Raw genomic sequence first — 14,485 nt, 5'->3', positions numbered from 1 at the left:
AACATCGGATAGCGCCTAAACATCGGATAGCAAAGGTCGGATAGCGCCGTTTTCGGCCCTTTTTGGGCTCTATCCGATGTTTGCTATCCGATGTTTAGGCGCTATCCGATGTTTGCTATCCGACCTTTAGCGTTAACGGACAGCAGCACAGCAGCATAGGCGCGACTACTCCCCACCCACGCAAGCCTGCGTATCCGCGGGAACGCGGAGTGCGCGCACATCACCAATGCGCTCCTGCACCTGTGAAGCGGTCAGAGCGTAGCCGGTTTCGGCGTTGTCCATCGCGGCGCCGAAGATCATGCCCACAACACCGCCATCCACATCAACCAACGGACCACCGGAGTTGCCTTGGCGGACGCTGCCGCGGATGGCGTATGCCTCCCTATCCACGCGCCCTGCCGCGTAGATGTCGGGTCCGGAGATGTTCAGGCGGCCGCGTACGCGGGCCGGGGCGGCTTCGAAGGGTCCGGATTGGGGGTAGCCGAGGATAACGGTGGCGTCGTTAGGCAAAAGCTCCTTCGGGGACCACCGGAGCGGATCGATGCCCAACTGCGGGGAGTACAAGACAGCGATGTCCACGTCCGGGTCGTAGAACACCACCTCGGCTTCCTTGACGCCGATGACCGTGTCCAAGGCGACAACGTTTGTGCCTGCGACAACGTGGGCGTTAGTCAAAACGTAGTCATGATCAATGACAAAACCGCTGCCTGTGAGGCGGCGCTGGCACACGTTGGAATCTCCAAGCACCTGTACCACGGCCGGGCGAACTTCGGCCAACATGGATTCGCGCACACTTGCCGGGTCCGGTGCGTCTACCTGCGCCACATTCGGACCAAACGGTGACACCAACGGCGGCAGGCCGGACTGGTCCAGCATTGCGGCCATACGCAGTGGCATCTGGCTAATTCCCGCAGGCGCCACCCGGTCAATCGTCCCGAATACCTTGGAGGCGCGCAGCGTGTCGCCCACCGGGCCCTGTACTGACGCCGCCAACGGGATGGAGATAAACCACAGCACCAGGCTCATCGCTAAAGCCTGGAATGCAGCCCCGAAGAGGGAGTCAACGCGACGCACCCAACGCCTGCGCACACTGCCGCGCACCTGCGCACCCGCGGCGGAACCGGCGATGTTGCCCACGGCCACAAATCCGACAACCAACAGCACCAGGATCACAATGCGCAGCATGTGCGAATCGGTGGCGTCAAGCGCAAAGGGGGCGATCGCCAGAGCCACCACCAGGCCCGCTACCACGCCGACGGCGGCAAAAACGGACGCCAGCGCACCTGAACGCCACCCGCCAATCAGCGAGAGCACGATCAGTGCAACCAGAGCCAAATCCAAAAGCATCGGCGTTAGTCTAACTGGCTACCAGCGTTCATCGTTGCAGGAGCGTGCCAGGACATCATCAAGCGGGTGGCGGGTGGTTCGGTCCCAGGGGCGGGACCAACCGGCGGCGTCGAGAAGCATGGCTATCACCCCGGCGGTGAAACCCCACACCAGGTAGCAGCGCGCCCAAAACGCTGGCCCAATCCGTCTCTGGAACTTCACCTTTAAGCGTTTCGACGGATCCACCAAGTCCGCAATCGAGATGAAAAACACGTCATCGGTTTCAATCTCGCTGGCCGGGTAGACCTCACCCGGGTCGGCGGCATACGCAATCACCGGGCGGACACGCTTGCCAGAACCGCCCGTGGTGATCACGTCCAGCACCGCCAGCGGGGTCATGCGGTGGCGCTCAAGGCCGGTCTCCTCAGTTGCCTCGCGCAAGGCGGCGTCCACCGGCCCGCGGTCCTCCGGGTCAATGCGGCCGCCGGGAAACGCCATCTGGCCAGAGTGGTGGCGCATGTTGGGGTGGCGGTGGGTGATTAACACCGCGGAGTCCTCAGGCAAACTGTCCTGATCCGCGCCGGTGAACAGCACGAGGACCGCGGCATCAGCCGGCTCGGAGGGGTCCGGGTCGCCCAAAGCACCGATGAGCGAGCGCAGCCAGCCTGGCGCACGCTCAGGGGTGAGCGCTACGTCCATCTAACTAACCTGCCCAATGAGCGCCTCTAGCTCTTCCACGCTCGCGTACGTTTGCGCGTGCACAGCAACCTGCTCCCCGCCCTTGTACACCAACAGCAGCGGCACCACGTTCGGCAGCGCCAGCTGGCCGGCAAACCTGCCGGAATCGTCCTGGTAGCTGGGGTAAGACACATCCAGCTCATCCAGCAGCGCAATGCCGTTATCAGCATTAGCGTCCGCATGGACGCCAACCACACTGACTTCTGGGTGTGCGCGGGCAAACTGGTCTAGCACCGGCAGTTCCTCGCGGCACGGCACGCACCACCACGCCCAGACGTTGACCAGGGTGATGTCTGTGAACTGACCTGGCTCCTCCGCACCACCAAGGCACGGCAGGTCAACGCCGCCAACACCACCGGCAACACAATCTGGGCGGCTGCCGGAGTAGTCCGCCGCAGGCGCCATCATTTCGGAGTGCTGGCCACTGACCAAAGGGGTGGGCGAAGAAGCCAACGACACGTCCGAGCCCCCATCTGGACCGCCGTGGAGCAGGGCAAACGCCCCGGCAAGGATGAACACTGTGGACACACCAGCGGCAACCACAGATGCGAATGCTGGCTTATTCACTCGCCGCCTCCAATCCGGGCTCGTCGAATCCGGCCATGTGCAGAATGTGTTCGCGTTCTACGCCTTTAACCAGCGCTGCCGCTTCCTCCGGATTTACAGGTCCGGCGCCAAAGCTTGGACAGTCAAATGCTATCGGACACACACCACACGCCGGCTTCCGGGCATGGCATACGCGCCGCCCGTGGAAGATGATGCGGTGGGAGAACATGGTCCACTCACGTTTTTCCAGCAGCTCCCCCACCGCGTGTTCAATTTTCACTGGGTCAGTTTCTTCAGTAAACATCAGCCGCTTCACCAGGCGTTGGAAGTGAGTGTCCACCGTCAGGCCCGGTAAGCCGAAGGCGTTGCCTCGAACCACGTGCGCCGTTTTGCGCCCCACGCCCGGCAGCGTGACCAGGTCTTCCAGCGCCACGGGGACCTCACCGCCGTAATCACTCACCAGCTTCTGCCCCAGGCCAATCAGGTTGGCGGCTTTGGAGCGGAAGAACCCGGTGGAGCGGATGATCTCTTCAACTTCCGCCTGGTTGGCTTCCGCGTAGGCTTCGGCGGTTGGGTACTTGGCAAAGAGCGCGGGGGTTACCTGGTTTACGCGCACGTCTGTCGTCTGGGCAGACAGCGCGGTTGCTACCAGCAGCTCAAGCGGGTTTGAAAAGTCCAGCTCAGCGTGCGCGTCGGGGTAGGTTTCCGCCAGCGTGCGGTTGATCCTCCGCGCGCGGCGCACAAGCCCCAGCCGGGTTTCGGTCCCCTTCGCCGCGGGGTGTTTGCCCCGCCTGTGGGAGCTTCTGCTTATCGACGCCATACGCACACCCTACAATCATCCCCATGACCATCATCGCCGCCATCATTGTTCCACTATTTCTCGGGCTGTTTACCATTGGTATGGAACGGATGGAACAGGCCGCGTTAGGCACCGGCGGCAATTCCCCTGCAGATTCCGCCACAGCGGCTGCCGTGTGATGGTAGTCTCAACGTGGTTTAGAATCTGATTTGGTCACAGGAATATGTTATAGGAGGTTCCGATGGAAGACGTGCAGGCAATTCTCGCACGGGCAGGCATCTTCCAGGGCGTTGACCCTGACGCGGTCGCTGCCCTGATTGCGGATATGGAGACTGTCACGTTCCCGCGTGGCACCACCATCTTTGATGAAGGCGAGCCGGGCGACCGCCTCTACATTATTGTGGACGGGAAAGTGAAGCTCGCCCGCCATGCCCCCGACGGCCGCGAAAACCTCCTCAGCGTCATGGGCCCGTCCGACATGTTCGGTGAGCTGTCTATCTTCGACCCGGGCCCACGCACCTCTTCCGCCGTGTGCGTCACCGAAGTCACTGCGGCCACCATGAACTCCACGATGCTGAAGCAGTGGATTGATACCCACCCGGAGATCTCCCAGCAGCTGCTTCGCGTGCTGGCGCGTCGTCTACGTCGCACCAACGCCTCGCTGGCAGACCTGATCTTTACGGACGTCCCGGGCCGTGTGGCCAAGACCCTCCTGCAGTTGGCAAACCGCTTTGGCATGCAGGAAGGCGGCGCGCTGCGCGTCAACCACGACCTGACCCAAGAAGAGATCGCCCAGCTTGTCGGCGCCTCCCGCGAGACCGTAAACAAGGCTCTAGCCACCTTCGCCCACCGCGGCTGGATCCGCCTGGAGGGCAAGAGCGTGCTTATCGTGGACACGGAGCACCTGGCCCGCCGCGCACGCTAGCCAAGCCGCTACGCCAACGAAAAAGCCGCCCCAGAAAGGGGCGGCAACCCTACCGAAACCCTACTGATCTGCCTGCAGGTAGCGCAGGGCGACGCGGGTGGACTGCTCGGCGGCGCCGCGCAGGACGGGGTCAACGTCGTCATAAATCGCGTCTACAAGCGTATTGATGTCCGCGTCCTGGCCGTGGGTGGCCAAGGCTTCGCGGATCTGCTGGAGACGCTGGTTACGGCGGTCAATGTATTTGCGCGCGTAGGCCGAAAGGTCCTCGCCTTCTGGGCCGTGGCCCGGCAACAGCATGACGCCGCGGCCGTCTTCTTCCAGCTTGGCCAGGGTCTCCAGGTACAGGCCAAGGTCACCGTCGGTCTCAGAGATCATGGTGGTGTGGCGTCCAGCAATGGTGTCGCCGGTGATGATGCCCTCAGGGGTGCCTTCGGCCTCGCCTGGGTACACGTAGAGGCACACGCAGTCAGAGGTGTGGCCCGGGGTGTGGACAACCTTCAGCTTGGGGGTGACACCGTCAACGGAGATGACCTCGCCGTCCTGCAGCGGCTCCGCACCGTCGGAGCAGTAGTTCGGGTCAAATGTACGCACCGGTGCGCCGGTGAGCTGGCGGAAACGTTCTGCACCATCGGCGTGGTCGTGGTGGCGGTGGGTCAGAAGGATCAGGGCGACCTTGTCGGCCTTGGCCTGCAGCACGTTGAGATGACCCTCATCTGCCGGGCCCGGGTCAACAACAATGCTGTACTCATCCTCAGGATCCCGGATTACCCAGGAGTTCGTGCCCTCAAGGGAGCCGTAGCTGGGGTTGGGGGCGAGCACGACGGCGGCGTTCGCCGTCACTGGACGCAACTGGCTATATGCAGGGTGCTTCATGTCTTCTACCCTATGCCTTTGCTGGCGCTTCAGCTAGCTCAACAACCAGCTCCACTTCCACCGGTGCGTCCAACGGCAGGACGGCAACGCCAACGGCGGAGCGTGCGTGCTCGCCTGCGTCACCAAAGATTTCCTTCATCAGGTCCGAGGCACCGTTAATTACTGCGGGCTGGCTAGTAAAGGCAGGGTCAGAGGAAACAAAGCCAACAATCTTCACAATGCGGGCGACGTTATCTAGGCCCACCAAGGCATCTACAGCGGCCAGAGCATTCAGCGCGCACTGGCGGGCATATTCGGCAGCATCGGCTTCGCTGACTGCTGCGCCGACTTTGCCGGTGGCGGGCAGCGCACCGTCCACAAGCGGCAACTGCCCCGAAGTCCAAACCTGATTACCCACCTGGATGGCAGGGACGTAGCTGGCCACGGGCGCAGCAACGGTGGGCAGTTCAATGCCCAGCTCAGCTAGGCGAGCTTTCCACGACATTACTGAGCCTCCCGCTTCATGTAGGCCACAACATTGTCCGGGTTCGGGCCCGGGATGACGGCGATGAGTTCCCAGCCGTCTTCACCCCAGGTGTCCAGGATCTGCTTAGTGGCGTGCGAGAGCAACGGTACGGTGGCGTATTCCCATTTAGTCATGGCAACCACCATACCGGGATATAGGGGTTAAAGACCCTCGATTTCGGCACCGGAAGACAGATGCTCTGCCCAGTCGGTCACATGCGGGTTCTTGCGAAGAACGGCGCGGCGCTGACGCTCGGTCAGCCCACCCCAGACACCGAACTCCACACGGTTATCCAAAGCGTCGGCGCGGCATTCTAGCTGCACCGGGCAACGACGGCACACGGCTGCAGCTTTGCGCTGCTCAGCGCCACGGACAAAAAGGGCATCCGGGTCACCGTTGCGGCAGTTCGCTTGCGTTACCCAATCCCCACGGTCAAACACCAAATTGCCGGATGCGTCACATTTCCGCGCCGTTACTCGGGCTGCAGGCTCAGCGTAGGCGATGTGACTCAACGTGGCGGTCATGGCAAACCCCTTTCAAATTTCTTGCAACACTCTGCATATTGCATGTGTAAGTGTATTCACAGCCCCCTGCAGGTGTCGAATTGATCACAGATTTGGGGGGAGTGGGCTATTCCACCACATCGACGCATCGTTTACTGTAAAAGCGTGTCTGGCATTCGGTCCTTCGGGCAATCTCTTGGAAAGCTGATCACCGCGACATTGGCGTCGGCGCTGGCAGCGGCGCTGTGCGCTGCACCGATCGTGGGTCTTGGCGGCATGGCCATTGCACGTACGGATGAGACGATGCAGTCCAACCTTTCGGACATGTCCGACGGTGCGGTCCCAGGGGTGACCACCATCACGGATGTCAACGGGGACACGATTGCCACGATTTTTAAACAGCGCCGCTACGAGGTGGAGAGCCACCAGATTTCGCAATACGCCAAAGATGCGCTGGTGGCCACGGAGGACCGTCGCTTTTTCACGCATGAGGGCGTGGATATGCAGGGCTTCGCCCGCGCGATGGTGACCAATATTTTGGCCGGTGGCGTGGAGCAGGGCGCTTCCACAATCAACCAGCAGTACGTGAAGAACTACCTGTGGCTGGTTGAAGCCGATTCGGATGAGGACGCCAGGGCGGCAACTGAGCAGTCGATCCCGCGCAAGCTGCGTGAGATGCGCATGGCCTCTGACCTGGACAAAACGCTGGATAAAGATCAGATCCTCACCCGCTACCTAAACCTGGTCAGCTTTGGTAACCACGCTTACGGCATCGAGGCGGCCGCGCAGACCTACTTCGGCATCCCCGCCGTGGAGTTGAACCCGGCGCAGGCAGCGCTGTTGATCGGGCTGCTGCAGTCCGTTGAGGCACTCAACCCGTACACCAACCCGGAGGGTGCCACCACGCGTCGCAATATTGTGCTGCAGAACATGGCGGCGGAGGGCTACATCACCCAAGCAGAAGCCGACAGGAATGCCGGCATGCCCCTTGGCATGTTGGAAAGTCCAGCATTGCTTGCAGACGGCTGCATTGCCGCCGGCGACGCCGGCTTCTTCTGCGATTACGCCCTTCGCTACCTTGCGCAGAAGGGGCTGCCGCAGGAGAAGCTGGAACGCGGCTCCTACACCATTCACACCACGTTGAATCCGGCGATCCAGGCGGCGGCGAACGGTGCGTTGCGCAACAACGTGGCGCCGGAAACCCCCGGCGTTGCCAATGTCATGGACATCATCATTCCAGGTACGGAGACGCGTGAAATTGTGGCAATGGCGTCCTCACGCTATTACGGCTTGGACTTGGAGCAGAGCCAGACGATTTTGCCGCAGCCGGCGTCGCTGGTGGGCCACGGCGCGGGTTCCGTGTTCAAGATCTTCACCGCCGCCGCGGCCCTTGAGCAGGGCTACGGCCTAGACACCGTGCTTGAAGTGCCCACTCGCTCCGTGGTTTACGGCATGGGTAAAGGTGGCGCGGTTGGCTGCCCGCCGGATGCGTACTGTGTGGAAAACGCGGGCGTGTACCCGCCGCGCATGACGCTTGCCGAGGCGCTCGCCCACTCCCCCAACACCACGTTTATTGAGCTGATTCAGCGCATCGGCGTACCTAAGGTGGTGGATACGGCGGTGCGTTTGGGTCTGCGTTCCTATCTAGATGACGGCTCGTTTGGAGACGGCCGCTCCATCGCCCAAGCCGCCAAGGACGAGAACATGGGCGCGTTTACCCTTGGACCCCTGGCGGTTAACCCGCTCGAGTTGTCGAATGTGGGTGCCACGTTGGCGTCGAGAGGCATGTGGTGCGAACCAAACCCGATCCGCAGCGTGACGGACAAGGACGGCCGCGAGGTCTACATCGAACGCCCACCGTGTGAGCAGGCGATTGACCCGGACGTGGCCGCCGCGCTGTCGCAGGGCATGACGCTAGACGCCATTGAGGGCACCGCACAGCGCGCCGCTAACTTCAACGGCTGGCGCGCCCCGGTTGCCGCAAAGACGGGCACGACTGAGTCCCACCAGTCTTCGGCGTTCCTTGCCTTTACCCGCGGCGTATCGGCTGCGCCGTACATTTTCAACGACGGCGTCCAGTCTTCCCCGCTGTGCACCGGGCCAGTGCGCCAGTGTCCCTACGGCACGCTGTTTGGCGGTAACGAGGCGGCCGACACGTGGTTCCAGGCCGCCAGCTGGGTGCCGGGCGCCGCGGCGGCTGGCCTGCCGGAGTCTTCTTGGGCTTACAAGAAGGGCACGCGCCGCGGCGTGTTGGATGAGGTGATTGGCATGCAGTCCGCCGCCGCCCGCACCAAGCTGGAAGCCCAAGGCTTTACGGTCACCGTGGTGACGGTCAGCGGCGGCGGCACGCCCGCAGGCCAGGTGGTTTCCGTAGTAGCAAGCGATCCGAACTTAACGCGCGGCACCATTGTCACCGTCAATGTCTCCGACGGCACAGGCACGCCGACTTCCTCCCCCACCGGCACGGCAACAACAACGCCGGGTACCCCCACCACCTCGCCGGGCGCGCCCACGGAACCCGTGCCGCTACCTCCACCCACTGTGGATTTGGATGAGCTTGGCCGCCAACTGGGCGACGCCGCAAACGAGCTTCAGAACATCTTGAACTAGCGCTGCACTAGTTCAGTCGCGCCTTCACGGCCTCAGAGATGCGCTTACCGTCGGCTCGGCCGGCAGCTTGGGCGGTGGCTTCCTTCATCACTTGGCCCATGTGGGCCATGGAGGTGGCGCCGGTGGTGTTCACGGCGGCGTCCACAAGCTGGGAAAGCTCCTCGTCCGTCAGCTGTTTCGGCTGGTAGATCTCCAGGATCTGTGCCTCCTTCAGCTCTTGGGAGGCCAGGTCCTCGCGGCCGTTGGTCTGGTAAATCTCGGCGGATTCGCGGCGCTTTTTAATCTCACGGGCGATGATCTTCTGAATCTCCGCCTCTTCAAGCTCGTGCTTTGCGCCCTCGGTTTCGGCGAGTTGGATCGCGGCGAGCAGCATGCGGATGGTGCCGGTGCGGTCTTTGTCCTTGGCCTTCATGGCCTCTTTCATGTCTGCGCGGATCTGGTCTTTGAATGCACTCATGGTTGCGAGATTACAGTGGTGTAAATGAAGAAGGTCATTGGAGCTTTAGGCTTATCGACGCTTACGTGGGCCATCACCCAAACCACCCACTTTCAACTGCGCGAATACGAACTGCCGCTGCTGGCGCCGGGCACACTGCGCGGTTCACAGCGAGGTTCACAGCAGGGTAAAGACGACTTCCGCATCTTGCACATCTCGGACCTGCACATGATCCCGGGGCAGAAGAAGAAGGTGTCGTTTGTGTCTGGCCTTGCGGAGTTGGCGCCGGACTTGGTGATCAACACCGGCGACAACCTGTCGGATACGCGCGCCGTGCCGTGGGTACTTGACGCGCTGGGACCGCTGTTGAATGTGCCGGGCGCGTTCGTGTTTGGCACGAATGATTACTGGGCGCCGAAGCCAGTCAACCCGCTGAAGTACTTGACCGGTGGCAAGCGCACCCCGTCTTATGTGGACCTTCCATGGGAGGGGATGCGCGCGGCGTTTATTGAGCGCGGCTGGCACGACGCCACCCACAAACGCCTGGAATTCAAGGCCTCCGGCGTTCGCCTGGCCCTGGCGGGTGTGGACGACCCGCACCACGACCTGGATGATTACTCCGCCATCGCCGGTGTCCCGAACCCCGACGCGGACCTCACGATTGGGCTCTTGCACGCTCCTTACAGACGCGTCCTTGACGCCTTCGAATCCGACGGCTACCAACTCGCCCTGGCCGGCCACACCCACGGCGGCCAGATCTGCCTGCCGGGACGGCGCGCGATTGTGACGAACGCGGATATCGACCGCAAGCGTGCCTCCGGCCTGCACCGATACGGGCGCATGTGGATGGAAGTCTCCCCCGGCCTGGGCCAATCGAAGTTCGCGCCGGTGCGCCTGTTCTGCCCGCCGACGGCGGTGCTGCTGCGAATAGTTGAGCGCCCCGAGTAGCGCTTGGTCGGATGCTGGTTGAGCGGCGATTTTGTCCCTGGCAAGAAGCGGAGTACAGTGTTGCGAGTACCGCGGAGCATACGCTGCAAGGTATACATCCGGGATATGGCGCAGCTTGGTAGCGCGCTTCGTTCGGGACGAAGAGGTCGCAGGTTCAAATCCTGTTATCCCGACCACATCACCTCCAGGGTTAACGCCCTGGAGGTTTTCTCGTTCTATGGGTCTTGCCTGAACATCGGATAGCGCTTATCCGACCTTTGCTATCCGATGTTTACGTTTCGCCGCGACCATCCGCCGCGGAGGTTGGGACAAAGCTCGCGACAGCAACGCTTCTACCTGGGGAAATTCGAGTGCGTTTATTGTCTGCGCCCAGCGACCTGGTGGTGGCGTTGGCTGGTGGCGCTAAAAGTCGGATAGCAAACATCGGATAGCGCCCGATGCGCTGGCGCGGGGCCGACGACCGCTCTCCGCCCGCGCTCAGCCTGCCTCTCCCGCGTTTGTAGCTATGTAGATGTAGCTAATAGCCGTTTTGGGAGTTAGTAGCCGGGTGTAGGTAGCTACAAACGTGTCGGGGTGGGTGTAACTCGCTCGGCGGTGCAAGCGTTTATATAGGTGGACCCTGAACCAATACGCATCGAAGGAGCCTCCCATGAAACTGCGTACCCTTGCCGCTGCGACCGCTTGCACGGCTGCCATGACCATCCTCGCCGTTCCGGCACACGCCGCCGAGATCGGGGATCAGGTAGATGGGCGCTGTGCAGTGAAGTTCCGCCAGGAAGAGCAGAACTACGCGCGCGGCATGTTTGATCAGTCGAAACAGATTGGTGACTATGAGCGTGCGCGTGATGTGGTGAAGGTGGTTGAGGGGGCGTTCCCGGAGGCGTCGGTACGCACGGCGCATGTGCAGGCTGTCTACGAGCAGGCGAAGCGCAACCTAGAAACCCTGAAACCCACAACAGGGGTGACCCAGGAGGACGTTGATCTCAACAACTTCACGGTGAAGCCTGTGAAGGGTGATGGGTTTCCGACAATTCCCACCGTCTTCCCGCTGGAGAACACCGATGGGTTGACAAAGGAGCAGGTAGAAAAGCTCAACGCGGCGTGGGTTGCAACTCCTACCGGTCGGCTTGAGCAGCGCAAAAACGTTTGGAATACCTCGGTAAAGCTTGCGGAGAATGCGTGCGAAAGCGGTATTAGCAAGGTCATTGCGTTCCCAGAGGAGCATGGCAACGCGGGTGGTGTGGTGCCGGGGGTGGATCTGTCCTCCATGAGCAACCAGAGCGGCGAGAACAACTTCGACGCCATCGTTGGCGTGGTGATCTCGGTGGTTGTAGCATTGATTGGTTTGGCGGCCGCGCTGCCGAAGATGGGCATCCAGCTTCCGTTCGAGCTAAAGCTGTAGGCCAGCACCTGCGAGGAAATCAAACGCGTTGCGCTGTTGAACGTCGCCGGTGTCCAAGGCAATGCGGTCCCCGGTTAACAGCACGCAGCGCGCCCCCGCCGGCAAACCCTCAAATGAGGACAGTTCCCGTGCCAACACCCGCTCATCCATGGCCGTGAGCGCGACCTGGACGTAGATGCTGGTGTCGCCTTTTCGCGCGAGGAAGTCGATCTCGCCGCCAGCACCGATGCCGGTAAACACCTCGAATCGGCGACGCAGCAGCTCAAGGTAGACCTGGTTTTCCAGGTCATGTCCGGTATTGGAACCGCGACGGCCTGTCAACGCGTCGCGCAATCCGGCATCCACCCAGTAGTACTTCGGCGTGGTTTTCAGCCATCCGCGTCCACGCGTGTCGAAGCGGTTGCAGGGGTAGATCAGGTGGGCGCCGATAAGCAAATGCAAATACCTGTCAACCGTGTCCGTGCTAACGCGGATCCCGCTGGATTTGAGTGTGTTGGCAATTTTGTTGGCAGACAAAGGCGATCCCGCGTTGTCGAGAACGAAGGCGGCAACACGGAGGAACACTGCAGCGTCACGAATTTCGCCGCGCAGGGCGACGTCACGGGCAAAGATGGAATCAAAAAGATCGCGGTTAAGCTGGCGCACAAGATCCGGCGAGGGTTCAAGCACACTACGAGCAAAGCCGCCGGTGGTCATCCACCGTTGGTAGGAAACCTCAGCGGGTTCCGTTGCAGGGGTTTGTGTGAACTGGCGGAACTCTGCAAGCGAAAGTGGAAACACCTCCAAGGTGACGTAGCGTCCCGCCAGGTACGTCAAACCCTCCCCAGCGAACATGGACGCGTTGGAGCCGGTGACGCATATTTCGAGCCTCTGCGCAGTGCGTAAGGAGTTAATCACCCGTGCCCACTGGTCAAGCTCTTGAACCTCGTCCACGTGTAGGTGCGTAATCGCATCCCGCTCAATCGCATCTAGGACGTAGCAGTGGAACTCGGTGGCATCACGGAGCTGGTCAAACCTCATGTCCTCAAAGTTGATTGTCAAGATCTGACTTGGGCTCAAGCCGTTGGCAACAAGATGCTCGCGGTAGAGCTCCAACAGTGTTGATTTTCCGCTACGCCGCACGCCAGTGATCACTCGCACAAGGTCAGTACCTTGGACAGCCGTGAGCTCTGCAAGATATTGAGGACGAGGAAAAACACGCATAGGTTACGAGTATAGTCGTAACTTTTCTAAAATCAGCGCAGAGTTACGGTTATAGTCGTAACGTTTCCAAACGTCCTCGCAACACAAAGGCGGTCCCTTTTTACAGGGACCGCCTTTAGTGGTTAGAAGCTATCGCGCTACTCCTGGGAGGACCATTCCTGCGGACGCTTGCCCGGCACGGAGGAGCCATCCTTGATGCCCCACACGGTCATGCCGTTGTCAAAGCCTTCCTCAGTACAGGCCTGTGCGATCAGGGAACCCACAAGTGCCAAGGCTGCGATGGCACCGAGCGCGATACCCAGCGGCTTGAGCTGCTCGCCGAAACCAGCGAATTGGCTGTTAATGCCGTCGATCTGCATTTGCAGACCGCGCACCCACTCCGGCTGCTCGCCGTGGCTGCTGCCAAAGTCGGTGTGCGGCAACGCCTCGTTAATGCGGGCGTTGAACTCGGCAGACACAGACTGGATCTGCGGGCCGAACGCTTCGTTCACGCCATAGCCGACGCCGGCCAGCAGGCCGATCGGCAGCAGCCACAACAGCGGGCTGTTTGTTGCAAACGCATTGGCAACGCAGCGCTCGGCCTTCTCAGACGAGCCCTTCTTGCCACTATCCGGATCAGTCGGCGGCGTCGGGTCAGATGGTGTACTGCAGTTGCACTTGGTACCCACGCGCACCTTCCGCGGCTGCGACTCCTTCGTCACAGTCTCCGACGTCTCTGGCTCACCCACCGGCTGGCCGTTGACTAGCTTCCAGGTTGTGGTTATCTCCTTCTGGCCAACAACACCCGCCTGGTCCTCAACTACCTTGCCGGCTTCGAGGTTCGGGTCCTCCTCAATAATCGTCTCGTAAGAGATGTCCTGGGCATGTGTGTCGGTCAGTTCCGATTCACCAACAGTTGGGCCAACATCGACGATGCGCGGCTTCGGGTCACTGATAGTCTCGGTGGACTCTTCCCTGCTCACCTTGCCGTTGTCCACGGTTACCTTGACTGTGTGCTTAACCTCGCCCGGAGTGCCCTCCTGGATCACCTTGGTTTCACCAGGCGCCAAGTCTGGGTTGACGCGCACCTCGGTGTCGAACGAAGTCCGCTCATTCCAGTCGACGTCCGCGGATACCGGTTTGCTCTTCGTACCCACACGGATGACCTGCGTGACCGGTTCCTTCGTGCGTTCAGTGGTCACCTCAGGATCGCCAGACGGCTTGCCATCGACAATCTTCTGCGTGCTTGTCACCTCATCAATACCCAGCTCGCCTTGCGTATCGACGACCTGCGTACCCGCCTCAAGCGTGGCGTCAAAGACAATCTTCGTCTCAAACGGCACCGGCTTTTCTGTCTTGGTCACCACCGAGGTATCCGCAGGTGTCGGACCATACTCAATGATCTCGTTGATCGGGTCCTTCGTCTGCTTCTCTTCCGGGGTCACCGTCGCATCAGAGCCGGTCGCCGCAAAATCAGCCGTGTAGGTCTTCTCACCCGGCACACCCTTCTGGACAACCTTGACCTCGCCCGGCGCAAGCTCCGAGTTCGGACGAGTCTCCACAGCAAACGGCACCTGCGCAGTCCACGACACCTTCGACGAGGCCTCCGTCGGCTTGGTACCCACCTTGATCACCTGATCAACAGGAGGCTGCGTGATCTTCTCCTCAACCGTGGCCTCACCATCCGGGTTG

Annotated in this window: 16 protein-coding genes and 1 tRNA gene; 6 read left to right on the top strand and 11 right to left on the bottom strand. The window is 61.3% G+C overall.

The features are described 5' to 3' along the window. Positions 1-165: 165 nt before the first annotated feature. The 4 genes from HMPREF3101_RS09820 to nth are packed head-to-tail and all read right to left on the bottom strand — an operon-like array spanning position 166 to position 3,430. On the bottom strand, positions 166-1,347 hold the full coding sequence (locus HMPREF3101_RS09820) for a MarP family serine protease (RefSeq protein ID WP_070465027.1): 1,182 nt from the start codon (positions 1,345-1,347) through the stop codon (positions 166-168). 18 nt (positions 1,348-1,365) lie between these two features. Further along, positions 1,366-2,025, bottom strand: coding sequence for an NUDIX hydrolase (locus tag HMPREF3101_RS09815; protein ID WP_070465024.1), 660 nt, complete (start codon positions 2,023-2,025; stop codon positions 1,366-1,368). Further along, on the bottom strand, positions 2,026-2,631 hold the full coding sequence (locus HMPREF3101_RS09810; RefSeq protein WP_070465022.1) for a TlpA family protein disulfide reductase: 606 nt from the start codon (positions 2,629-2,631) through the stop codon (positions 2,026-2,028). After that, complete coding sequence (gene nth / locus HMPREF3101_RS09805; protein WP_070465019.1) at positions 2,624-3,430, bottom strand: endonuclease III; 807 nt, start codon at positions 3,428-3,430, stop codon at positions 2,624-2,626. Before nth ends, HMPREF3101_RS09810 begins: the two co-directional genes overlap by 8 nt. 23 nt (positions 3,431-3,453) lie before the next feature. On the opposite strand from nth, the gene HMPREF3101_RS12500 reads away from it, so the two are divergent. Then, positions 3,454-3,588, top strand: coding sequence for a hypothetical protein (locus HMPREF3101_RS12500; protein WP_256365756.1), 135 nt, complete (start codon positions 3,454-3,456; stop codon positions 3,586-3,588). A 62-nt stretch (positions 3,589-3,650) separates the two neighbouring features. Further along, complete coding sequence (gene glxR, locus HMPREF3101_RS09800; RefSeq protein WP_052205548.1) at positions 3,651-4,334, top strand: CRP-like cAMP-activated global transcriptional regulator GlxR; 684 nt, start codon at positions 3,651-3,653, stop codon at positions 4,332-4,334. Between the two features lie 60 nt (positions 4,335-4,394). Here glxR and HMPREF3101_RS09795 read toward each other — a convergent pair whose 3' ends face one another. Genes HMPREF3101_RS09795 through HMPREF3101_RS09785 form a run of 4 tightly spaced genes read right to left on the bottom strand, consistent with a single transcriptional unit; the run spans position 4,395 to position 6,236 of the window. Continuing rightward, positions 4,395-5,207 (bottom strand): MBL fold metallo-hydrolase, encoded by an 813-nt coding sequence (locus HMPREF3101_RS09795; protein WP_070465016.1) that lies wholly within the window; start codon positions 5,205-5,207, stop codon positions 4,395-4,397. A gap of 10 nt (positions 5,208-5,217) precedes the next feature. Beyond that, on the bottom strand, positions 5,218-5,691 hold the full coding sequence (locus HMPREF3101_RS09790; RefSeq protein WP_070465013.1) for a RidA family protein: 474 nt from the start codon (positions 5,689-5,691) through the stop codon (positions 5,218-5,220). Continuing rightward, positions 5,691-5,846 carry a Sp36 family protein gene (locus HMPREF3101_RS11955; RefSeq protein ID WP_168160185.1) on the bottom strand — a complete coding sequence of 52 codons (156 nt, stop codon included), beginning with the start codon at positions 5,844-5,846 and terminating at the stop codon, positions 5,691-5,693. The genes HMPREF3101_RS09790 and HMPREF3101_RS11955 overlap by 1 nt, the downstream gene beginning before the upstream one ends. 27 nt (positions 5,847-5,873) lie before the next feature. Then, positions 5,874-6,236 carry a WhiB family transcriptional regulator gene (locus HMPREF3101_RS09785; protein WP_083280202.1) on the bottom strand — a complete coding sequence of 121 codons (363 nt, stop codon included), beginning with the start codon at positions 6,234-6,236 and terminating at the stop codon, positions 5,874-5,876. Between the two features lie 144 nt (positions 6,237-6,380). Here HMPREF3101_RS09785 and HMPREF3101_RS09780 point away from each other — a divergent pair, with 144 nt between their 5' ends. Further along, the gene (locus tag HMPREF3101_RS09780) at positions 6,381-8,825 is read left to right on the top strand and encodes a transglycosylase domain-containing protein (protein ID WP_070465010.1); all 2,445 of its coding nucleotides are present in this window, start codon (positions 6,381-6,383) and stop codon (positions 8,823-8,825) included. A gap of 7 nt (positions 8,826-8,832) precedes the next feature. Here the strand turns inward: HMPREF3101_RS09780 and HMPREF3101_RS09775 are convergent, their stop codons facing one another. Further along, positions 8,833-9,282: a GatB/YqeY domain-containing protein gene (locus tag HMPREF3101_RS09775; RefSeq protein WP_070465007.1), complete on the bottom strand. Its 450-nt coding sequence runs from the start codon at positions 9,280-9,282 to the stop codon at positions 8,833-8,835. Between the two features lie 24 nt (positions 9,283-9,306). On the opposite strand from HMPREF3101_RS09775, the gene HMPREF3101_RS09770 reads away from it, so the two are divergent. The 3 genes from HMPREF3101_RS09770 (at position 9,307) to HMPREF3101_RS09760 (ending at position 11,611) form a co-directional block, all read left to right on the top strand. Further along, the gene (locus HMPREF3101_RS09770) at positions 9,307-10,209 is read left to right on the top strand and encodes a metallophosphoesterase (RefSeq protein ID WP_070465004.1); all 903 of its coding nucleotides are present in this window, start codon (positions 9,307-9,309) and stop codon (positions 10,207-10,209) included. Positions 10,210-10,308: 99 nt separating this feature from the next. Beyond that, positions 10,309-10,385 (top strand) — tRNA-Pro (locus HMPREF3101_RS09765). A gap of 473 nt (positions 10,386-10,858) precedes the next feature. Further along, the gene (locus tag HMPREF3101_RS09760) at positions 10,859-11,611 is read left to right on the top strand and encodes a hypothetical protein (RefSeq protein ID WP_070465001.1); all 753 of its coding nucleotides are present in this window, start codon (positions 10,859-10,861) and stop codon (positions 11,609-11,611) included. Here HMPREF3101_RS09760 and HMPREF3101_RS09755 read toward each other — a convergent pair. After that, positions 11,600-12,814 (bottom strand): ATP-binding protein, encoded by a 1,215-nt coding sequence (locus HMPREF3101_RS09755; RefSeq protein ID WP_070464998.1) that lies wholly within the window; start codon positions 12,812-12,814, stop codon positions 11,600-11,602. The two genes, HMPREF3101_RS09760 and HMPREF3101_RS09755, sit on opposite strands and share 12 nt — an antisense overlap. A 137-nt stretch (positions 12,815-12,951) precedes the next feature. Then, positions 12,952-14,485, bottom strand: a 1,534-nt coding sequence (locus HMPREF3101_RS09750; RefSeq protein ID WP_210386194.1) for a G5 domain-containing protein, incomplete at its 5' end; no start/stop codon positions are given.

Source organism: Corynebacterium sp. HMSC29G08 (genome assembly GCF_001806875.1).
Classification (GTDB): domain Bacteria; phylum Actinomycetota; class Actinomycetes; order Mycobacteriales; family Mycobacteriaceae; genus Corynebacterium.
This window is presented reverse-complemented; position numbering and strand designations above follow the sequence as displayed.